The sequence below is a fragment of the Sphingomonas sp. ABOLG genome (assembly GCF_003950435.1).
Classification (GTDB): Bacteria; Pseudomonadota; Alphaproteobacteria; order Sphingomonadales; family Sphingomonadaceae; genus Sphingomonas; species Sphingomonas panaciterrae.
Genome location: NZ_QQWW01000005.1, coordinates 174,379 through 194,736 on the forward strand (window position 1 = coordinate 174,379; position 20,358 = coordinate 194,736).

A 20,358-nucleotide genomic window follows, 5' to 3' on the forward strand; every position below is an offset into this window, starting at 1 on the left:
CGTTCCTGCCTGGTGTATTATCTAGCAAATACACCGGGCAGGCTGATATGATGCAATCTGATCTACTTTTTTCGTCGAACCGAGTTGATCACAGCAATGAGGCGTCGGAATCGAAGCGCAATCGTTCGCGCGGGCGATCGATCATGCGCTGGCTGGTGATCGGCGCGCTGATCCCGACCGCTGCCTGTGGTGGCACTTTGTCGGGCGACGATGACACGCCGGGGGTGCGCGGGCAGGGTGAAGGATCCAGCCGCACCTATGCCGTGACGGATTTCACGCAGATCGATCAGCGTGGGCCTGACGACGTCGACGTCCGGGTCGGTGCCGGCTTTTCGGTGCACGCGGAGGGTGATCCCGACGCGCTGGACCGTCTGAAGATCGTCCGCGAGGGCAACCGGCTGCGGATCTCCCGAAAGACGACGGGCGGCATCGGCTGGAGCTCCGGGTCGGCCAAGGTCTTTGTCACCATGCCGCGGATCGAGGCCGCGCGGCTCGCCGGGGCGGGCGACGTGGCGATCGACCGCGTCGACGGCGCCGCCTTCACGGGCGACATCGCCGGCGCGGGATCGCTGGGCCTGAACCGGGTGACGGTGGACGCGCTGAAGCTGTCGATCGCCGGGTCGGGCACGGTCACCGCCGCGGGGCAGGCGCAAGAAATCGACGTGTCGATCGCCGGTGCGGGCGACGTCGACGGCAAGGATCTGCGCGGATCGCGGGCATCGGTGAAGATCGCCGGGACGGGCAATGTCCAGGCGCTGATCGATGGCGATGCCAGTGTGTCGATCATGGGCACGGGCGATGTCGATCTGGGGCCTAAGGCGCGCTGCAAGGTGAGCAAGATGGGCACGGGGGACGTGCGCTGCGGCGGATGAGCGCTTGCAGCCAGCGGTGAGTTGGTGCCACCTCATCGCATGAGAACAGGCGCGCTCGCTCTTCCGCTGTTGCTGGCCCCCTTACCCGCCCTGGCGGCGGAGCGGGTGTTTTCGGTCGGCAGTTTCGAGCGGGTGCGGGTCGACGGGCCGTTCGAGGTGCGGATCGAGGCCGGCGCGTCGCCCGGCGCCACAGCCGCCGGCGAGCGCCAGTTGATCGAGCGGATCGCCGTGGCGGTGAATGGCGGGACCCTGTCGGTTCGGCTGGGTACTGGCGGATGGGGCGAGACGTTTCGCGCTGACAATGCCGCGCCCCCCGTCATCGTGCTGCGCACGCCGCGGCTGAATTCGCTGGCGGTAAGTGCCGGCGCGAATGTGACGGTGAACCGCATGGCGGGGCAGCGCGTCGAACTCTCGCTTGCCGGATCGGGGCGGGTTGCCGCTGCGCGGGTGGACGCGGATCAGCTGGCCGCGTCGCTGGTCGGTCCCGGGACGATCACGGCTGGCGGGCAGGCGAACCGGGCACGGCTGATTACCGATGGTCCGGGGACGATCGACGCCTCCGGGCTGGTCACGAAGGACCTGACCGTTCTGCTGACTGGGCCGGGGGAAACACGCGCACGGGCGCGCTATACCGCATCGGTGACGAATACCGGGCTGGGGAAGGTCACCGTCGCGGGTGATGCCACCTGCACCGTACGCTCCGCTGGTGGCGGTCCGGTGAGCTGTGGCAAGCCAGCCGCGAAATAGGTGCGGCTGCTGGAAAGGCCCTGCTGTGACAGCGCCTGGGCGGTCCCCGCAAGCGGGGTACCATCCGGCGGCGCCCATCAATCGGGCGTGCCGCCGGCCAATCGATCGATTGACGTCATGCCCACCGGGAGCATGACGAATCGCGACTTACTTGATCTTCGCTTCCTTGAACTCGACGTGCTTGCGCACGACGGGATCGTACTTGTTGAAGCTGAGCTTCTCGGTCTTGGTCCGCGGATTCTTCTTGGTGACGTAGAAGAAGCCGGTATCGGCCGAGCTGACGAGCTTGATCTTGACGGTGGTCGGCTTGGCCATGACCCGCGAATCCTGTTCTGTAGCAAACAAAAAAGGAGCGGCGAGCGTGGGCGCGCCGCTTCCAACGGTCGGCGCAATGGCCGATGGGGCGGGCGAAGTCAAGCAGCGGCGTGGCTTAACGCCCTCTTCAACCCCTATCTGCCACGGTGAATGCGACCATGGAATGGCCCGCGGGCATGCACCACAAGGCGCGCGTGGCGAATCGGACGGCAGACGAGGGACGACGAACGTGGATGCGCTGATGGCCGCGCTGGTCCTGGGCGCGATCTGCCAGGCGGGGGACAAGACGCCGTGGCTGGCGGCGATCCTGGCTGACCGTTTCCGATCGCCTGCGCTGGTGATTGCCGCCGCGGGGGTGGCGCTGGCGGGCAATTATGCGCTGGGGGTTGTCGCGGCATCGTGGATCGCGCCGCTGCTGACGCCGGAGGCGCGCCAGTTGCTGCTCGCGCTGGCGCTGGTGCTGGCGGGGCTGAGCACGACGCTGCGATCGCGCACGCCCGATCGGCTGAGCGGCTGGCGGCTGGGGGCGGTGGCGACCAGCGTGCTGGGGCTGGCGATCATGATCGTGGGTGACCGGATGCAGTTCATCGTGCTGGGGCTGGCGGCGCGGAGCGAGCTGCCGTGGCTGGCGGCGGTCGGTGGCACGCTGGGCGCGCTGGCGGTGGTGGCGCCAGCGGCGGTGATCGGCGAGCGGCGCTGGCTGGCGCTGCCGCAGCCGGCGATCCGCATCGCCTCGGCGTTGGTGCTGGTCGTGACGGGGGTGATTGCCGGGCTGAATGCGGTGCGGCTGCTGTAGCGCGCACGCCGGTCCGGGATTTCACGGGGAGGGATAGATTCGGCGATCAGGCCGTTGTCGCAACGAAATCCCAGCTTTGTGGAGGTATGTACCGTGGCCGACATCGCGCCTGACCTGAAAACCCCCTCCGACCTGCCGCGCAACGACACGCGCACGGTGGCGGACGCGCTCAATTCGTCGCTGGCGGATTGCTATGCGCTGTATCTGAAGACCAAGAATTTCCACTGGCATGTGTCGGGACCGCATTTCCGCGACTATCACCTGATGCTGGACGACCAGGCGGCACAGATCCTGGGCGTGACTGACGCCATCGCCGAGCGCGTGCGCAAGACGGGCAACGTCACGCTGCGCTCGATCGGCGACATTTCGCGCCGCCAGACGATTTCCGACAATGATCGCGATTTCGTGCCGGCGGACGAGATGCTGGCCGAGCTGCGCGACGACAATCTGAAGCTGGTCGAGAGCTTTCGCGCGGTCAAGGAAGCGGCCGAGGAAGCCAAGGATAATGCCACCAGCGGCATCGTCGACGAATGGACCGATCAGGCCGAGGAGCGCGCCTGGTTCCTGTTCGAGGCCAGCCGCAAGGGTCGGGGATAAGCCGCGATGCTGAAATGGGCGCTGATCTTCCTTGTCGCGGGCCTCGTGCTCGGCGCGTTGGGCTTTGGCGGGATCGGCGGCGCCTTCGTCGGCATCGCCAAGGTGCTGTTCTTCATCGCGATTGCGATCTTCGTCGTGCTGCTGGTGCTGGCGCTGATGACCGGCAGGGCCATCAAGGACGCGATCGACTAGGCTGATGCGCGTCAGTGCGGGGCGGAAGATTCCTCCCGCGCCGGCGCGTACGGCCCGTTGCTTCAGTTTTTCCCGAGCGACGGTTGTTCGTCGCTGCGCAGGGTCATGATCTCGACCCCGTTTTCCGTAACCGCGACGGTGTGTTCGAATTGCGCGGACAGCTTGCCGTCGCTCGTGACGACGGTCCATTCATCGTCCAGCGTCGCGACCTTGCGGCTGCCCTGGTTGATCATCGGTTCGACGGTGAAGACCATGCCCGGGCGCATCCGGGCGCCCGTGCCGGGGCGGCCGTAGTTCAGCACCTGCGGCTCCTCATGCATTTCCCGCCCGATGCCGTGGCCGCAATAGTCGCGCACGACCGAATAGCCGTTCTTCTTGGCATGGCGTTCGATCGCGAAGCCGATGTCGCCGATGTGCGCATCGGGCCGTACCTGCCGGATACCCTGCCACATCGCCTCCTGCGCGACGCGCACCAAGCGGCGCGCCTGGGGAGAGACGGTGCCGACCATATAGGTCTTGCTGGAATCGGCGATGAAGCCGTTCTTTTCCAGCGTGATGTCGAGGTTGATGATGTCGCCGTCGCGGATGATCTCGTCAGCGCTCGGCACGCCGTGGCAGACGACTTCGTTGCGCGAGCAGTTCAGCACATAGCCATAGCCATATTGCCCCTTGCTGGCGGGACGCGCGGCGAGATCGACGGTGATGAAATGTTCGACCAGGTCGTTGACCGCGAGCGTCGACATGCCGGCGAGATCCTGGCGATCAAGCATTTCGAACACGCTGGCGAGCAGCCGGCCGGAGATGCGCATCAGCGCCAGTTCGTCCGGGGTCTTGATCAGGCCATTCTTCGTCATGGGAGGCTTTCAGGCGACCGAGAGGCGCGGCAGATCGGCGGGAACGGCCGCGAGCTGCGTCTTGATGATCTCGTGGAAGGTCAGCGTGGGATTGGTTTCGGCCAACATGCCGATCTTCATCCAGAATTCCGCCTGGGCGTTGATCGAGCGGCACATCACCGCGCTGGCGCGGCGGACATCCTCGTGCAGGGCGTCGTCGATCTTCACAATTCCCATGCCGGCCGCTCCAAAGTGATAGGTGGTGCGTATATGGAACGTATATGGATCGTCAATCCGCGCCGAGCCGAAGCAGCCACACGTCCGGCGGGGCGCGGTAGCGGAGCGGCAGGAGGCTGGTGCCGAGCCCGGCGCTGGTGACGACGGTGCGCGCGCCCTCGCGGATGATGCCGCAGCGGTAGCGATCGCCGAAGCGCGAGGGGACCCACAGCGCGCCGACGAGCGGCAGCACGACCTGGCCGCAATGGGTGTGCCCGGCGAGCAGCAGCGATATGTCGGCTGGCATGTCCGGCGCGATGTCGGGCGAATGCGTGACGAGCAGCCGTGGGCCGGAGAGGCGGGCGAGCGCGCGCAGCGTCACCGGCAGATCGTCGTTGCCGCTATAGGCGTCGCCCACCACGCCGATCGCCAGCGGGCCGCGCTGCGTGGCGGCATTGTCGAGCACCGAGATGTTGGCCGCGGCAAGGGCAGCGGCGATCCTGGCGGGATCGCTGTCATGATCGTGGTTGCCGAGCACTGCGATCGTGCCGAGCGGCGCGCGCAGCCCGCGCAGCGCCTGGGTCAGCACGGGCGCATTGTCGCGCGCGGTCTCAGCGTCATGCCCGTCGATGAAGTCGCCGGCGAGGACGATCAGGTCGGGGGCGGCGGCGTTGATCTGCGCCACGATGCGGGCGAGGCGGGCGCCGTCCATCGCGCCGCCGCCGATGTGGATATCGCTGGCGAGGGCAATGGTGAGCGGCGGGTGGCCGGCGGGCCAGCCCGACAGCGCGATCGAGCCGGGGCGGATCACCGGATCGCGATGCGCCTCCTGCCAGCCGAGGACGGCCAGCACGCCGCCGGCTGCGACGAGGAGGAGAAGGAGCGCGACGATGATGGGATGCCTGCGGATCATGCCGGTGTCGCTAGCGCCAGTGCGCCGCCGAGGCCATCGCCGGAGCGGTTCGCCGATGCCGTGCGTTGGAGCGGCCATGCACGCCTTTGCGCAGCTTCTCGATTCGCTCATCTACACCCGGTCGCGCACGGCAAAGGTGAGGCTGATCGGCGACTATCTGAAGACCACGCCCGATCCCGACCGGGGCTGGGCGATGGCCGCGCTGACCGGCGACCTCGACATCCCGGGGGTCAAGCCGGCGGTGATCCGCGCGCTGATCGAGGAGCGGGTCGATCCGGTGCTGTACCGGATGAGCCGCGATTATGTCGGCGATTCGGCGGAGACGGTGGCGCTGCTGTGGCCGACGCCGGAGACGCCGATGGCGGCTGAAGCGCTGTCGGTCGGCGCGGTGGTCGAACGGTTGCTGACGCTGCCGCGCGGGCAGGCACCGGCGGCGCTGGCGCAGATGCTGGACCAGCTGAACGCCGAGGAGCGTTTCGCGCTGCTGAAGATGGCGACGGGCGCGCTTCGCGTCGGGGTGTCAGCGCGGCTGGCCAAGCAGGCGCTGGCCGATGCCTTCGCGATCGACGTCGATGCGGTCGAGGAGGTGTGGCACGGGATCGACCCGCCCTACGAAAGCCTGTTCGCCTGGGCCGAGGGACGCGGCGCGCAGCCGACGCCGGCCAATGTGCCGGTGTTTCGCCCGTTCATGCTGGCGCACCCGCTGGAAGACCTGCGCGTCGACCTTTCCGATTATGCCGCGGAGTGGAAATGGGACGGCATCCGGGTCCAGATCGTCCATGTCGCAGGCGAGACGCGGCTGTACAGCCGCACCGGCGATGACGTGACCCGCGCCTTTCCCGATGTCGCCAGCGCCTTTGCCGAGGCGGGCGCGGTGGACGGCGAATTGCTGGTGAAGGGCGAGGCGCAGGGGATCGCACTGGGCGCCGCACTGGGCGGCAAGGGTGATGAGGAAGGCGGCGGGGCGGCGAGCTTCAACGCGTTGCAGCAGCGGCTGGGGCGCAAGGTCGTCTCCGCCAAGATGCTGGAGGAAGCGCCGGCGTTCGTGCGGCTGTACGATATCCTGCTCGACGGGGAGGAGGATCTGCGCGCGCTGCCCTGGCACGAGCGGCGCGGGCGGCTGGAGGATTTCGCCAGCCGGCTGAACCCGGAGCGGTTCGATGTTTCCGCGTTGATCGAGGCGGAGGATTTCACCGCGCTGGAGGGCATCCGCGCCGGCGCGCGCGATGCGGCGATCGAGGGCGTGATGCTGAAGCGGCGCGATTCGCCCTATGTCACCGGGCGGCGCGTGGGCCTGTGGTACAAATGGAAGCGCGATCCGCTGACCGCCGATTGCGTGATGATGTATGCGCAGCGCGGCAATGGGCGGCGATCGTCCTTCTACAGCGACTATACCTTTGGCTGCTGGACCGAGGATGGCGAGCTGCTGCCGGTGGGCAAGGCCTATTCCGGGATCACCGACGAGGAACTGAAGCAGCTCGACAAGTTCGTGCGCAACAACACGCTCAACCGCTTCGGCCCGGTGCGCGAGGTGGAAAAGACGCTGGTGCTCGAGGTGGCGTTCGATTCGATCCACGAATCGAAACGGCACAAATCGGGCGTCGCGATGCGCTTCCCCCGTATCGCGCGGATCAGGACCGACAAGCCGGCGGCGGAGGCGGATACGCTTGCGGGATTGCGGCGGCTGGTGACATGAGCGGCGTGCTTGCCGATGCAGCACGTTCCGAGCACGCCGCAATCGAGCCAGTGTGCACGCCCCAATCGAAGCCCGGGTTGCTAGCGTGCTTTCCGGCGGATCGGCTGGGAAACATCAAGCACAAGGCCGTAGCTGCCTCGTTTTGACCCTCGAACAAAGCCGCCGATGATCTCGCCCTTGCATATTACCGGCAGCCTCTCCGGGTTCGCCTGCAAAATGGCAGTGCGGATTGCATTAGCTTGATCACGTGGAATGTAGCCGGCGGGCATACCCTCAATCATGACACCCACCGCGTTCGGATCAGCAGGGTTGTCGTCGACGAAAAAGATCTGAGCGACGACGTGCCAATACACTCCTCCACGCCAACGCTCCCCTACCACCGTCTCAAATGTGTCTTGAAAGTGGCTCTCTCCTACGATCTCAAGATGGCCCCCGGTGGCGAGCGGGAAGAATCCCTCAACTTTCCACCAGTTTCTTGGCAGTCGATGCCGACCAAAACCGTCGTTGATCGTCTCTCCGGCAAGTGCCTTAAGGAGTGAAGCAAAGAAGCCCAATGATTAGACCTTTTGCGAGAGGGAGCGAGGAAGCAAAACCTAACACCCATTCACCGGAGCGGTCCAGCGGGCGCTGACCGCCTTTGCGCTTGGGCCGACCGCGCCGCTCGCCGCGCTGCGCGAGACCGGGATGGTGACGGCAGTGGGAATCGCGATCTTCGCGCTGGGTGAGCGGGTGTCGTGGCAGCGCTGCGTGGCGGTAGGCATGATCCTGGCCGGGGCGGCGACGATCCTGGTGACGTAACGCGAATTATCGCGCGGGCGTGACGCTGAGGCTGCCGGCGGGGAGCGGCCGGCACAGATCGGCGGAGGGGACGGAAGGGTCGAGCCATGCCGCCCATGCGTCGCGGCCGAGCACCACCACCGGGCGTGAATGATAGGGGGCGACGTCGGGTCCGGGTTCGCAGGTGAGCATGGTGAAGGCTTCACCGACGCTTGCGTCCTTGCGCCACAGGCCGGCGATGCAAAACCAGTCGTGGCCGGCGAGGCGAAAGGCCCATTTGTCCTTGCGCTTCGCCTTGGGGTCGGCGGGCTTGGTAAATTCGAAGAAGCTGTCGACCGGGATCAGGCAGCGGCCGGTGCGCAGATCTCGCCCGTCGGAGCGGAAATTGTACACGGGTTTTCCGCCCGAGCCGGGCCAGCTCCAGCGGCGGGTGACGCATTCCGCCGCATCCGCGCGGCCGTCGACGCCGCGCATGATGATCGTCGGATCGGTGATGCGGAAGCTGTCGAGCGGCGCCATGTTGGGCACGCCCTCGGGGAAGACGAGCGGAATGCGCGTCTCACCCCAGTCGTTGCGCAATTCGCCGATGGCGATGCGACGGGCGGCCTCGTTGCACATGGGCGGGAGGGTAGCGGATCGGCGGGGCTGGCGCCAACCTCCCGCGGCGGGGGAGATTGGCGCCAGCTGCCGGTATCACTTGACCGCGGCGAGCGCCTCGGCGATCAGGCGGCGGGTGTTGGCGACGCCGTAGAGCTTGATGAAGCTGCCCATGCGGGGGCCTTGGCTGGAGCCGAGCAGCGTTTCGTACAGCGCCTTGAACCAACCGCGCAGCTCCGCGAAGCCGGCGGTCTTGCCGATCTCATAGACGGCGTTCTGGATATCCTCCGCCGAAGCGTCCTCACCCAGCGTGGCGAGATCGGCGTCGAGCCGTTCGAGCGCGGCAACCTCGACGCCCTCGGGCGCGCGGCGCTTCAGCGTCGGGGCGATGAAGTCGCGGTGATAGGCGAGGGCATAGCCGATCATCCGGTCGAGCTCCGGATGCGCCGCGGCGTTGGCATCCGACAGGTAATTGCCGAGATAGCCCCAGACCTGCTCCTTCGTCGCGCCTTCGCCCATCACACCGACGAGGTTCAGCAGCAGCCCGAAGGTGACCGGCAGCGTTGCCGCCGGCACGTCGCCAGTGTGGATGTGGTGAACGGGGTTGCCGAGCTTCTCCTTCCACGATTGCGCGGGATAATTGGCGCGGAACTGCCAATAGTCGTCCACCGCACGCGGGATGAGGCCGAGGTGGAGCGACTTCGCCTTCTTCGGCTCGCGATAGATGTAGAAGGCGAGGCTCTCGTCGGGGCCGTAGGTCAGCCATTCCTCGATCGAAAGGCCATTGCCCTTCGACTTGGAGATCTTCTCGCCCTTGGCATCGAGGAACAGCTCGTACACCAGGCCCTCGGGCTTACGGCCGCCGAGGATCTGCGCGATCTTGCCGCCGAGGATGCCGGAATCGATCAGGTCCTTGCCGTACATTTCATAATCGACGCCGAGTGCGGCCCAGCGCATGCCCCAATCGGGCTTCCACTGGAGCTTCGCCTTGCCGCCGAGGATCGACTGTTCGACGGTCTGGCCCCCGGGAACAGAGGTATCCTGGAAGCGGATGATGCCGGCCTCTGCGTCGACCACCTCGACCGGGACCTGGAGCACGATGCCCGAGGTGGGGCTGATCGGCAGAACGGGCGAATAGGTCGCCTGCCGCTCGGCACGCAGCGTCGGCAGCATGACGGCCATGATCTTGTCATAGTTGCGCAGGACGTCGCGCAGCTTCTCGTCGAAGCGGCCGGAGGTGTAATAGTCCGTCGACGAGACGAACTCGTAATCGAAGCCGAAGCGATCGAGGAAGTCGCGCAGCATGGCGTTGTTGTGCGCGGCGAAGCTGTCGAACTTGCCGAAGGGATCGGGGACGCGCGACAGCGGCTTGCCGAGGTTCGCCTCCAGCAATTCCTTGTTCGGCACATTGTCCGGTACCTTGCGCAGGCCGTCCATGTCGTCGCTGAACGCCACCAGCCGGGTTGGGCGGCCGGTCATTTCCTCATAGGCGCGGCGGACCATGGTGGTGCGCAGCACCTCCTGAAAGGTGCCGATGTGCGGCAGGCCCGAGGGACCGTAGCCGGTTTCGAACAGCATCGGTTCCCCGTTCGGCTTGCCTTCGGGCCAGCGCTTCAGAAGCTTTCGCGCTTCCTCATAGGGCCAGGCCTTGGACTCGAGCGCTGCGGCGCGCCGTTCGGGATCGTATGCGTCTGTCATAACGCGGTGCGACGTAGCGACGCGGGCGCGCGATGGCTATATGGGCAACGCATGTCGATCTGGTCCGGCCTTCTCCTGTTCTTCCTCACCGTCGCCGGGATGGAGGTGTTCGCTTATGTCATGCACCGCTGGGTGATGCATGGGCCGGGCTGGTTCCTGCACGAAAGCCACCATCGGCCGCGCACCGGACGGTTCGAATTGAACGACCTGTACGGTGCGATCTTCGCCATCCCCTCGATCGTGCTGATCTATGGCGGCGTGCAGGGCGGCTGGTGGGAAGGCTATGCCTGGATCGGCGCGGGGATCGCTGCCTATGGCGCGATCTATTTCGGGTTCCACGACATCATCGTTCATGAGCGGGTGCGCACGCGCTACCTGCCCAAATCCAGCTACATGAAGCGGATCGTGCAGGCGCACCGGCTGCACCATGTGGTGAACACCAAGGAAGGCACGGTCAGCTTCGGCTTCCTCGTGGCGCCCAAGCCGGAGGATCTGAAGGCCGAGCTTAAGCGGCGCGGGCGGGCGGGGGTGCGTGCCCCGGCCGGTGCGGATCGGACGTTTGCCGAAAAGTAACCTTCGCAGGGGATAAGGGCGCCATGGACCACGCCATCCCACTTCCCGGCCCGGGTGAGGGCGATGAGAATCGCGGCGCGCTGCGCAAGGCGGTGAAGATGCGCGCGCATCTGCGTGATCGCGGCACGACCCGATTCGAGATCGAGGTGGTCGACCTGTCCACCACCGGTTTCCGCGCGCAGACCAGCTTCACGCTGTGGCCGGGCACGACCGTGTGGCTGACGCTGCCGGGGCTGGCCGGGCTGGAGGCGGTGGTCGCGTGGCGCGACAAATATCGCTACGGCTGCGCCTTCACCAAGCCGCTGCACCCGGCGGTGTTCGATCACATCGTGGCGCTGAGCAACAGCTAGGCCCGACCCCCGCCATCGCGCGCGGGCGCAATGGCGGTTATCGTGCGCGAACGCGTCAGGCGGCGGTGCCGCCGACGGTCAGGCCGCCCACCAGCAGCGTTGGCTGACCAACGCCGGCCGGCACGCTCTGCCCGCCCTTGCCGCACATGCCGATCCCTTCGTCGAGCGCGAAGTCGTTGCCGACGCCAAGCACCTTGGTCAGCACGGTCGGGCCATCGCCGATCAGCGTCGCGCCCTTGATCGGGGCGCCGATCTTGCCGTTCTCCACCTTATACGCCTCGGTGCAGGAGAAGACGAACTTCCCCGAGACGATATCGACCTGACCGCCGCCGAACGACTTGGCATAGATGCCGTTCTTCACGCGGGAGAGCAGCTCGGCCGGATCGTCGTTCCCACCCTTCATGAAGGTGTTGGTCATGCGCGGCATGGGGGCGTGGGCGAAGCTTTCGCGGCGGCCGTTGCCGGTCGCCTCCACGCCCATCAGGCGCGCGTTGAGGCGATCCTGCATGTAACCTTTCAGGAAGCCATCCTCGATCAGGATCGTCTCGCGAGTCGGCGTGCCTTCGTCGTCGATCGTCAGCGAGCCGCGGCGATCGCGGATCGAGCCATCGTCGACCACGGTGACGCCGCGCGCCGCGACCTGTTCGCCGATGCGGCCCGAGAAGGCGCTGGTGCCCTTGCGGTTGAAATCGCCCTCAAGCCCGTGGCCGATCGCCTCGTGAAGGAGGATGCCGGGCCAGCCGGGGCCGAACAGCACGGTGAACTCGCCCGCCGGAGCCGCAACCGATTCAAGGTTCACCAGCGCCTGCGCCAATGCCTCGTCAATCGCCCGGTTCCAGGTCGCCGGATCGAGCAGCGAATCGTAGAGATAGCGCCCGCCGATCCCGAAGGTGCCGGTTTCGCGGCGGCCGTTCTGCTCCACGACGATCGAGACGTTGAGGCGGACGAGCGGGCGAACGTCAGTAGCGACGAAGCCGTCGGGGCGGACGATTTCCACCACGCTCCACGTGCCTGACAGGCCGACCGATACCTGCGCGACCCGCGGATCGCGCGCACGGGCGGCGGCGTCGATCGTCTGGCACAGGTTCACCTTGTCGGCGAAGGGGACGAGATCGAGCGGATCGCCATCGGTGTAGAGCCGCTGATTGGTGCCGGTGGGCGGCGGCGCCTTCGCGCTGGTCGAGGGATCGATCAGCTGCATCGTTTCCGCCGCGCGCTTGATCGCTGCCTCGGACAGTTCGCTGGCGTGGGCGAAGGCCGTCATCTCACCCGAGACGGCGCGCAGGCCGAAGCCGGAATGGGTGTCGTAGCTGGCGGTCTTGAGCCGGCCATCGTCGAAGCCGAACGCCTCCGACTTGCGATATTGCAGGAACAGCTCCCCGTCGTCGGCGCGCGAGAGAGCGCCCGCGGTGAGCGACAGCGCGGCCTCCGGATCCAGCGAGTCGCGGTACAGGAACGAGCGGGGATCGATAGCGGTCATGATGGGAATGTAGGGCGCGGGGGGCGTCGCGGAAAGGCTGTGGATAAAGTTGTGGGCAAAGCTGTGGGGGCGGCCGGAACAAGCTGCGGACAATCTGTGGGCGAGCTGTGGATAACCTTCAAGCGGGCTGTGGATAAGTTGTGAGCAGGTTGTGGACAGGCCGTGGGAAGGGTGTGGGCAGCGTGTGGATTAGCTGTGGACTGGCTGTGGATAACATTGGCGTGCGTTAGCAATCCTCAGCGGGGTGACGAGCTGGGGTTGCGTTGGCGAGGTATGGCTGGAGGCGCGCGTGGCCCAAGGTGACGCAACGGCGCTGTTCGGCGGCTGCGCTGACTTGCCGGATCGAGGAAGGGGTGGCGTCAGCCCGGTAGGACTCGCGTCAAGGCGCTGGCGTTATGGCCGGGAGGCGCGTGTCGGCGCTCACGCCCGGTGGTGCGGCGCCAATGGGCTGTTCGTTCCGCTGATCTGACGCAGCCGCAAGTGCCGCGGCTGCGTACCGGTGGTGGGATGTTCAGGCGCCCGAGGGGGCGGTGACGCGATCGAGCAGGTTTGCGTGCTGTCGCGTCAGGAGGCGACTTAGCGCCCGGCGCCGTCGCCGTGGTCGGGAAGGGTGGCCGGGTCGACGCCATCGGCCGGGCCGCCGATCAGCACGAAGCGGCGATCGCAATAGCCGCAGTCGACATAGCCGAGTTCCGAGATTTCCAGCCACACGCGCGGGTGGCCCAGCGCGGCGGGGATCCCGTCATGCGCGCCGTCACAGGCGACGCGGTGGTGCGAAACTCGGCTGATCTGGGGCGGCGGCAACATGGCGCCCGCGTTAGCAAGGCCGCGCCGCGCTAGCAATCACCTGCCTAGCATTCGCGTGCGGGCGGGCGTAACGATCGCCGCCATGACCGACGCTGCCATCGCCATACGGGATCTTTGCAAGACCTATCAGGGGGGGAAGCGCGCGCTCGACGGGGTCAGTTTCGACGTGCCGCAGGGCACGATTTTTGGCCTACTGGGGCCAAATGGCGCGGGCAAATCGACGCTGATCAACATTCTGGCCGGGCTGGTGAACAAGACCAGCGGCACGGCATCGATCTGGGGCTTCGACATCGATGCGCAGCCGCGCAACGCCAAGGCGTCGATCGGGATCGTAAACCAGGAGATCCTGTTCGATCCGTTCTTCACGCCGCTCGAGACGCTGGAGATCCAGGCCGGGCTGTACGGCATCCCGAAGCGGGAGCGGCGATCGATGGAATTGCTGCGCGCGGTGCATCTGGAGGACAAGGCCAAGGCTTATGCCCGCACCCTGTCGGGGGGCATGAAGCGGCGGCTGATGGTGGCCAAGGCCATGGTCCATTCGCCGCCGGTGCTGGTGCTCGACGAGCCGACCGCTGGCGTCGATATCGAGCTGCGCCAGCAATTATGGGCCTATGTGCGCGAATTGAACGCCGGTGGCGTGACGGTGGTGCTGACGACCCATTACCTCGAGGAAGCCGAGGAATTGTGCGATCGGATCGCGATCATCAACCATGGCCAGGTCGTCGCCAACGAGCCGACCCGCCAGTTGCTGAGCCGTGCGCAGGAGAAGGTGGTCGAGGTGACGGTGGAGCGCGACGTGACGGCGGTGCCCAGCGCGCCCTGTTTCGAGAAGATCGTGCTGAAGGGCGAGCGAACGCTGGAGATCACCTATTCCAAGGACCGGGTGAACGCTGGTGAGGTGCTGGCGGCGGTTCAGGGTGCGGGATTCGGCATCGTCGATGTGTCGACGCGCGAAGCTGATCTGGAGGACGTGTTCCTGAGCCTGACCCGCGCGGCCTGACCGATCGGGTCGCGGTCCGCCAGCGCTATCAGTGCTTGGCGGCCTTCCTGGGCAGGAGGTGAAGCACGCCGGCGACGATCGCGCCGACGATGATGCCGAACACCGCCGAGAGGGCGGCGTTGACGATCCAGGAGGCGACGCCCCCGGCACCGGGAACGGCGTGGCGCGCGGCTTCGGCGGCGTGCTCGATCCAGCCGGGGATCGGCGTCAGGTGAAATTCGTGCAGGCCGTGGACGATGATCTGGCCGCCGACCCACAGCATCGCCGCCGTGCCGATGATGCCGAGCCATTTCAGGACAACGGGCATCGCCGAGACCAGCCCCCGGCCGATCGCGCGCGTGCCGCTGCCCTCCCGCTCTGCCAATGCGAGGCCGATGTCGTCCATCTTCACGATCAGCGCGACGACGCCATAGACGCCGACGGTGATGGCGAGGCCGACGAGCGCAAGCGCGATCGCCTGGTTGACGATCGTCTGATCGGCCAGTTCAGACAGGGCGATGGCCATGATCTCACCGGAGAGGATGAGGTCGGTGCGGATGGCGCCCGACACCTGACGATCCTCCAGCTGTTTGGGATCGGTCACCGCGACGGCTTCGTCGCCATGGTGCGCGCCGGTCAGCGCCTCGATCACCTTTTCCGCGCCCTCGAAGCACAGGAAGGTGCCGCCCGCCATCAGGATCGGGGTGATTGCCCAAGGCGCGAAGGCCGACAGCAGGAGTGCCGCGGGCAGGAGCAGGATCAGCTTGTTGCGGATGGAGCCCAGCGCGATCTTCCAGATGATCGGCAGTTCGCGCGCGGGGCTGAGCCCGGTGACGTAGCGCGGGGTGACCGCGGTGTCGTCGATGACGACGCCCACGGCCTTGGTCCCGGCCTTTGCCGAGACGCCGGCGACGTCGTCCAGGCTGGCGGCGGCGAGCTTCGCCAGCGCCGCAATGTCATCAAGCAACGCAACCAGGCCACCAGCCATCTGATCTGATCCTTCAAACCCAAGCTGCCGCTATGGGCGAACGCGCACAGCGGCAAGGGGCGGATGAACGCGGCACAAAGAAAAAAGGCCGACCCCCGGAGGGATCGGCCATGAAAGTTTTTAGGAGAGGATGCCTGAAAGGCCTGATGCTTGTGCACTGCAGCATGATTCGCCGCAAGTGCAAAGTTGCATGTAACCGGTTGCATAAATTGCATCGCAACCCGTTGGCATCGACTTCGCCCCGATGCGGGTTAAGGAAGCGACATGACGATTTCCCCGCCGATCGCCGCCACTCGTCCGCACTCCTTCACCGCCCACGGGGTCACCATCGAGGATCCCTGGGCGTGGCTGAAGGATGCCAATTATCCTGACGTCAATGACAAGGACGTGCTCGCCTATCTCGAGGCGGAGAACGCCTATTTCGAACAGGCGATGGCGCCGCACCGCCCGCTGGTCGACCGGCTGTACGAAGAGATGAAGGCGCGCATCAAGGAGGATGAATCCTCCGTGCCGCAGAAGGATGGCGACTGGCTGTACTGGACCGCGTTCGAAACGGGCGGGGAGTATCGCAAATGGTGGCGCCGCCCGGTAGGTGCGCCCGACGATGGCAGCGCCGACGAGCTGCTGCTGGATGAAACGGCACTGGCGGCGGGGAAGGAGTATTTCCGGCTGGGTGCGTTCGCCGTGTCGAACGACGGCATGAAGCTGGCCTATGCGATCGACGACAATGGGTCCGAGCGTTTCACCATCCATGTGAAGGATCTGGCCACCGGCGCGCTGCTGCCCGACACGATCCCGGGGATGCTGTCCGACATCGTGTGGACCGCGGACGACAGCGCGTTCCTCTACGGCCTCGCCAACAAGGAATGGCGGACGGACAATGCGCGGCTGCACCGGCTGGGCACCGATCCGGCCGCGGATGTCGAGCTCTACCACGAGGATGACGAGGGTTATCGCGTGGCCGTGGCGGAGACGAGCGACCGCCGCTGGATTGTGATCGCGACGGGCGACCATGTGACGAGCGAGGTTCGCCTGCTGCCGGCCGACAATCCGCTGGCCGAGCCGATCATGGTCGCGCCGCGCCAGTCGGGGCGGGAATATGACGTCGATACGCATGGCGACACGCTGTTCATCCACACCAATGACGTGGACCCTATGTGGCGGCTGGTCACCGCGCCGATCAGTGCGCCCGGCGAATGGACCGAGCTGATCGGGCCGAGCCGCCAGTTCTACATGACGGGCGTCGAATGCTATCGCGACTTCTTCGTGGTGGAGGGACGCGAGGACGGTCTCGATCAGGTGGCGATCCACCGCTACGACGCGCCGACCGTGGCGGAGCGGATCGAGTTCCTGGAGGCGAGCTATGCCGCCGGGCTGGGGGACAATCCCGAATATGACCAGACGGTGTTGCGCGTCGGCTATGAATCGATGGTCACGCCGGGCACCGTGTACGATTACGATACCGCGACACGCGGGCTGACCGTGCTGAAGGTGCAGGAGATCCCGTCGGGCTATGAGGCGGGCAAATATCGCACCGAGCGGCTGCACATCACCGCGCGCGACGGCACTGAGGTACCGGTATCGATCGTCTATCCGTCCGACTTCCCGCGAGACGGCAGCCGCCCGTTGTTCCTTTATGCTTATGGTGCCTATGGCCATGCGATTCCGCCGGGCTTCTCCACCGGGCGGCTGAGCCTGCTCGATCGCGGCTTCGCCTACGCCATCGCGCATATCCGCGGTGGCGATGACCTGGGGCAGCAATGGTATCATGACGGCAAGCTGGCGAAGCGGACCAACACCTTCACCGATTTCGTCGATGTCGCACGCGGGCTGATCGAGCAGAAGTGGACCAGCGAGGGGCGGATCGCGATCGCCGGGCGATCGGCCGGCGGCGAGCTGATGGGTGCGGTGGTCAATTCCGATCCTGAACTCTGGGGCGCGGTGATCGCCGACGTGCCGTTCGTCGACGTGCTGAACACGATGATGGACGAAAGCCTGCCGCTGACGCCGGGCGAATGGCCCGAATGGGGCAATCCGATCACCGATCCGGCCGCGTTCCAGCTGATCCGCAGCTACAGCCCGTATGACAATATCCGCGCGCAGGATTATCCGCCGCTGTTCATTTCCGGCGGGCTGAACGATCCGCGCGTGACCTATTGGGAGCCGGCGAAATGGGCGGCCAAGCTGCGCGCGACCAAGACTGACGACAATATCCTGCTGCTCAAGACCAACATGGGCGCGGGGCATGGCGGCAAATCGGGTCGGTTCGAAAGCCTGCGCGAGGCGGCGGAGGAACATGCCTTCGTGCTGTGGCAGCTGGGGGTGGAAGAGTGACCCGCACGGCGCGCGGGGCCGTTCGCACGTGACGTTTGAATCGATCATCGCGCAATGGGGTGCCGTCGCGGTGTTCCTGGGCGCGATGCTCGAAGGTGAGACGGCAGTGCTCGCCGGTGGTCTGCTGTCGCACCAGGGCCTGTTGCACTGGCAGTTCGCCTTTGTCGGGGCGGCGGCGGGCTCCTTCCTGTCGGACCAGTTCTTCTTCGCCGCGGGCCGGCGCTATCGCGACAGTCCGACGGTGCAGCGCTGGACGCAGAAGCGCGCCTTTGCCAAGGCACTGCGCCTGCTGGAACGCTATCCGACCAGTTTCATCTTCGGTTTCCGCTTCCTCTACGGATTTCGAACCGTCAGCCCGATCGCGATCGGGACCAGTCAGGTGCCGGCATCGACCTTCCTAGTGATCAACGCGATCGCCGCGACGGTGTGGGCGAGCCTGTTCACGGCGCTAGGCTATTGGTTTGGCGAGGCGGTGACGGAACTCGCCGGGCGACTGCGGCCCAGTCGCGAAACGCTGCTGATGGGCGTGGCGGTGCTGGGCGGTATATTCGTGCTGTTCCAGATCCTGCGATGGTGGCGAAAGCGATGACCTTTACCAAGACCTTTGTCGCCGATGCGGCCGACATCGACGAGCTGGGCCATGTTAACAATGCCGTGTGGGTGCGCTGGATCCAAGACCTGGCGGTGGCGCATTGGGAGGCGGTCGCGCCAGAGGAGCAGCGCGCGGCGCATGTGTGGGTCGTGACCCGGCACGAGATCGATTATCGCGGCAATCTGGCGGAGGGGCAGCAGGCGACGGGCGAGACATGGGTGCCCGAGCCGCCGCGGGGCGCGCGGTTCAACCGGCATTTCCGTTTCACCAGCGCCGACGGCCGGGCGCTGGTGGAAGGCGTGACCACCTGGGCGCTGCTCGACCGGGCGAGCGGGCGGCTGCTGCGGGTACGTGACGAAGTTGCCGCGCCATTCCGAAGCGACGGGCCGGCGTGACGCTGGATCGCCGCGCGGTCCTTGCCGCCGCCCCGCTGATCCTTCCGGGATGTGCCACGACACGGACGCGCCCGATTGCGGCGCCAGCAACGGCCTGCCTGGCGCCGGTCCGGGTGGCACCGGACCGCGTGATCCGCACCATTGCCGGCCTCAGGCCCTATCGTTCGAGCGGGTTCGTGGTCCGCGCAGACACGCTGGGTGACAAGCGCGTGGTGCACAATTACGGCCACGGCGGCGCGGGCATCACCCTGTCCTGGGGCACATCGCGGCTGGCGGTGGATCTGGGGCTGCCCGGCCATCACGGAGGCGTGGCGGTGATCGGTGCCGGGATCATGGGCCTCACCACCGCGCGGCTGTGCCAGGAAGCCGGCTATCCGGTGACGCTCTACACCAAGGCGCTACCGCCCGAGACGACGTCCAATATCGCGGGCGGGCAATGGGAACCGGCGAGCCATTTCGCGGACGATGCGGTGACGTCCCAATGGCGCGCACAATATGCCCGGGCGCTGGACTATAGCTGGCGCCGGTTCCAGATCATGGTCGGCGAGGATTACGGCATCCGCTGGGTGCCCACCTATCAGCAGACGCGCACCCCGCCGGGGCAGGCACGCGCGCTGGAGCGCTACATGCCCGGTCTGCGCTACCTCGATGCGGCGGAGCATCCCTTTCCCGTTGGCGGCCACGTCATCCGGTTCGACACGATGTATGCCGAGACGGGTCGGTTGCTGCGCAAGCTGGAACAGGATGTGCGGATTGCCGGCGGCCGCATCGTCATTCGCGATTTTGCCACGCCTGCGGACCTGGCGCGGTTGCCAGAGCGGTTGATCTTCAATTGCACGGGGCTGGGCGCGGCCGCGCTGTTCGGTGATGCGGAGATGATCCCCGTGCGCGGGCAGCTGGCCGTCCTGCTGCCGCAGCCCGAGGTGAATTACGCTTTCGGCGGCCGGATGGGATATATGTTCCCGCGCCCGGACGGGATCATCTGCGGCGGCACGTTCGAACATGGGGAAAGTGCGGCGGAGCCCCAGCCGGGGGATATCGACACTATCCTGGCGCGGCACGCGGCGTTCTTCATGGGATTTCGATGCCGCGCGTGAAGAGCCGGGCAGCCGATGTGCCCGGCGCGTGACCCACCCGTCCTAGCTTAGCGAAGCGGCCGGCGGGGTGGTGTTGATGGCGGCCTCTCCGGAAGCCACGATGGCGGCGGCATCATCATTGTACACCTTGTCGAGATAATAGCCGGCCAAAGTGTAATGAGCCTTCACTGCTTCGGGGTTTTCGGTCCGCTGCGCCATTTCGAGCTCCGACTCGGCGCGGCGGTAGTAATATTCCTTGTCGTCGTCCACGAAACTCACTCCATCTCCCGACTTCCGACATAGCCTTTCTGCCGGGAGTGCGAAATCAACCACATTAATAATCAACCGTTAAGCGCATGAAAGCTGTGTTACTTGTTGCTGAAGCGTAATCTTCTATTACTCTCCGTCTTGTTATTGCAGACAAGGAAACCCCGCCGCGGGGATGCGACGAGGCTGGTTTATCACTTGCACCAATGGCCGCTTTCGCAGACCATCAGGCGGTCCGGTTTTCTCCGGGCCTCACCCCACAACATGC

At 66.2% G+C, this 20,358-nt stretch carries 24 protein-coding genes; 13 read left to right on the plus strand and 11 right to left on the minus strand.

Going from position 1 to position 20,358, the window contains the following annotated elements; genetic code table 11:
• Positions 1-143 precede the first annotated feature (143 nt).
• Entirely contained in the window at positions 144-872 is a 729-nt protein-coding gene (locus CA236_RS07995; RefSeq protein WP_125945206.1) for a head GIN domain-containing protein, read from the plus strand.
• 39 nt (positions 873-911) lie between these two features.
• Positions 912-1,619: a head GIN domain-containing protein gene (locus CA236_RS08000; RefSeq protein WP_125945207.1), complete on the plus strand. Its 708-nt coding sequence runs from the start codon at positions 912-914 to the stop codon at positions 1,617-1,619.
• A gap of 147 nt (positions 1,620-1,766) precedes the next feature.
• Here the strand turns inward: CA236_RS08000 and rpmG are convergent, their stop codons facing one another.
• Complete coding sequence (gene rpmG, locus CA236_RS08005; protein WP_007407030.1) at positions 1,767-1,934, minus strand: 50S ribosomal protein L33; 168 nt, start codon at positions 1,932-1,934, stop codon at positions 1,767-1,769.
• A 241-nt stretch (positions 1,935-2,175) separates the two neighbouring features.
• Here rpmG and CA236_RS08010 point away from each other — a divergent pair, with 241 nt between their 5' ends.
• From CA236_RS08010 to CA236_RS08020, 3 genes are all read left to right on the plus strand, one after another.
• Positions 2,176-2,730 carry a TMEM165/GDT1 family protein gene (locus tag CA236_RS08010; protein ID WP_241212572.1) on the plus strand — a complete coding sequence of 185 codons (555 nt, stop codon included), beginning with the start codon at positions 2,176-2,178 and terminating at the stop codon, positions 2,728-2,730.
• Positions 2,731-2,823: 93 nt separating this feature from the next.
• Entirely contained in the window at positions 2,824-3,327 is a 504-nt protein-coding gene (locus CA236_RS08015) for a DNA starvation/stationary phase protection protein (protein ID WP_046408467.1), read from the plus strand.
• Positions 3,328-3,333: 6 nt separating this feature from the next.
• The gene (locus tag CA236_RS08020; RefSeq protein ID WP_046408396.1) at positions 3,334-3,519 is read left to right on the plus strand and encodes a DUF1328 family protein; all 186 of its coding nucleotides are present in this window, start codon (positions 3,334-3,336) and stop codon (positions 3,517-3,519) included.
• Positions 3,520-3,581: 62 nt separating this feature from the next.
• Here CA236_RS08020 and map read toward each other — a convergent pair whose 3' ends face one another.
• From map to CA236_RS08035, 3 genes are read right to left on the minus strand one after another with little or no spacing between them, the layout of a single operon-like run.
• Positions 3,582-4,358: a type I methionyl aminopeptidase gene (gene map / locus CA236_RS08025; RefSeq protein ID WP_125945284.1), complete on the minus strand. Its 777-nt coding sequence runs from the start codon at positions 4,356-4,358 to the stop codon at positions 3,582-3,584.
• Positions 4,359-4,382: 24 nt separating this feature from the next.
• The gene (locus CA236_RS08030; protein WP_125945209.1) at positions 4,383-4,589 is read right to left on the minus strand and encodes a ParD-like family protein; all 207 of its coding nucleotides are present in this window, start codon (positions 4,587-4,589) and stop codon (positions 4,383-4,385) included.
• A 52-nt stretch (positions 4,590-4,641) separates the two neighbouring features.
• Positions 4,642-5,481, minus strand: a complete 840-nt coding sequence (locus CA236_RS08035; RefSeq protein ID WP_125945210.1) for a metallophosphoesterase — start codon at positions 5,479-5,481, stop codon at positions 4,642-4,644.
• Positions 5,482-5,557: 76 nt separating this feature from the next.
• Here CA236_RS08035 and CA236_RS08040 point away from each other — a divergent pair, with 76 nt between their 5' ends.
• Positions 5,558-7,177 (plus strand): cisplatin damage response ATP-dependent DNA ligase, encoded by a 1,620-nt coding sequence (locus tag CA236_RS08040; protein ID WP_125945211.1) that lies wholly within the window; start codon positions 5,558-5,560, stop codon positions 7,175-7,177.
• Positions 7,178-7,257: 80 nt separating this feature from the next.
• On the opposite strand, the gene CA236_RS08045 is transcribed toward CA236_RS08040, so the two are convergent.
• The 3 genes from CA236_RS08045 to CA236_RS08055 all read right to left on the minus strand — a co-directional run bounded on the left by CA236_RS08045 (position 7,258) and on the right by CA236_RS08055 (position 10,249).
• Positions 7,258-7,731: a hypothetical protein gene (locus tag CA236_RS08045; protein WP_125945212.1), complete on the minus strand. Its 474-nt coding sequence runs from the start codon at positions 7,729-7,731 to the stop codon at positions 7,258-7,260.
• Between the two features lie 250 nt (positions 7,732-7,981).
• Positions 7,982-8,572, minus strand: coding sequence for an SOS response-associated peptidase family protein (locus tag CA236_RS08050; protein WP_125945213.1), 591 nt, complete (start codon positions 8,570-8,572; stop codon positions 7,982-7,984).
• A gap of 75 nt (positions 8,573-8,647) precedes the next feature.
• Positions 8,648-10,249: a lysine--tRNA ligase gene (locus tag CA236_RS08055; RefSeq protein WP_125945214.1), complete on the minus strand. Its 1,602-nt coding sequence runs from the start codon at positions 10,247-10,249 to the stop codon at positions 8,648-8,650.
• Between the two features lie 51 nt (positions 10,250-10,300).
• Here CA236_RS08055 and CA236_RS08060 point away from each other — a divergent pair, with 51 nt between their 5' ends.
• Together CA236_RS08060 and CA236_RS08065 are read left to right on the plus strand one after the other, a co-directional pair.
• Positions 10,301-10,822 (plus strand): sterol desaturase family protein, encoded by a 522-nt coding sequence (locus CA236_RS08060; RefSeq protein ID WP_046408385.1) that lies wholly within the window; start codon positions 10,301-10,303, stop codon positions 10,820-10,822.
• A gap of 23 nt (positions 10,823-10,845) precedes the next feature.
• On the plus strand, positions 10,846-11,172 hold the full coding sequence (locus tag CA236_RS08065) for a pilus assembly protein PilZ (RefSeq protein WP_046408383.1): 327 nt from the start codon (positions 10,846-10,848) through the stop codon (positions 11,170-11,172).
• Positions 11,173-11,227: 55 nt separating this feature from the next.
• Here the strand turns inward: CA236_RS08065 and tldD are convergent, their stop codons facing one another.
• Together tldD and CA236_RS08075 are read right to left on the minus strand one after the other, a co-directional pair.
• Positions 11,228-12,655 carry a metalloprotease TldD gene (gene tldD, locus CA236_RS08070; protein ID WP_125945285.1) on the minus strand — a complete coding sequence of 476 codons (1,428 nt, stop codon included), beginning with the start codon at positions 12,653-12,655 and terminating at the stop codon, positions 11,228-11,230.
• A 573-nt stretch (positions 12,656-13,228) separates the two neighbouring features.
• A complete protein-coding gene (locus CA236_RS08075; protein ID WP_046408381.1) occupies positions 13,229-13,459 on the minus strand; it encodes a zinc-finger domain-containing protein in 231 nt (76 codons plus the stop codon).
• A gap of 82 nt (positions 13,460-13,541) precedes the next feature.
• Between CA236_RS08075 and CA236_RS08080 the strand changes: the two genes are divergently transcribed.
• Complete coding sequence (locus CA236_RS08080) at positions 13,542-14,459, plus strand: ABC transporter ATP-binding protein (protein ID WP_125945215.1); 918 nt, start codon at positions 13,542-13,544, stop codon at positions 14,457-14,459.
• 28 nt (positions 14,460-14,487) lie between these two features.
• On the opposite strand, the gene CA236_RS08085 is transcribed toward CA236_RS08080, so the two are convergent.
• Positions 14,488-15,426, minus strand: a complete 939-nt coding sequence (locus CA236_RS08085) for a DUF808 domain-containing protein (RefSeq protein WP_125945216.1) — start codon at positions 15,424-15,426, stop codon at positions 14,488-14,490.
• Between the two features lie 264 nt (positions 15,427-15,690).
• On the opposite strand from CA236_RS08085, the gene CA236_RS08090 reads away from it, so the two are divergent.
• The 4 genes from CA236_RS08090 to CA236_RS08105 are packed head-to-tail and all read left to right on the plus strand — an operon-like array spanning position 15,691 to position 19,844.
• Positions 15,691-17,760 (plus strand): S9 family peptidase, encoded by a 2,070-nt coding sequence (locus CA236_RS08090; protein ID WP_125945217.1) that lies wholly within the window; start codon positions 15,691-15,693, stop codon positions 17,758-17,760.
• A gap of 28 nt (positions 17,761-17,788) precedes the next feature.
• Positions 17,789-18,349 carry a DedA family protein gene (locus CA236_RS08095; RefSeq protein ID WP_241212573.1) on the plus strand — a complete coding sequence of 187 codons (561 nt, stop codon included), beginning with the start codon at positions 17,789-17,791 and terminating at the stop codon, positions 18,347-18,349.
• Entirely contained in the window at positions 18,346-18,747 is a 402-nt protein-coding gene (locus CA236_RS08100) for an acyl-CoA thioesterase (protein WP_125945219.1), read from the plus strand. The genes CA236_RS08095 and CA236_RS08100 overlap by 4 nt, the downstream gene beginning before the upstream one ends.
• Positions 18,744-19,844: an FAD-dependent oxidoreductase gene (locus CA236_RS08105; protein ID WP_241212574.1), complete on the plus strand. Its 1,101-nt coding sequence runs from the start codon at positions 18,744-18,746 to the stop codon at positions 19,842-19,844. Before CA236_RS08100 ends, CA236_RS08105 begins: the two co-directional genes overlap by 4 nt.
• Before the next feature lie 42 nt (positions 19,845-19,886).
• Here CA236_RS08105 and CA236_RS08110 read toward each other — a convergent pair whose 3' ends face one another.
• Positions 19,887-20,093 (minus strand): hypothetical protein, encoded by a 207-nt coding sequence (locus CA236_RS08110; RefSeq protein WP_125945220.1) that lies wholly within the window; start codon positions 20,091-20,093, stop codon positions 19,887-19,889.
• Positions 20,094-20,358 lie beyond the last annotated feature (265 nt).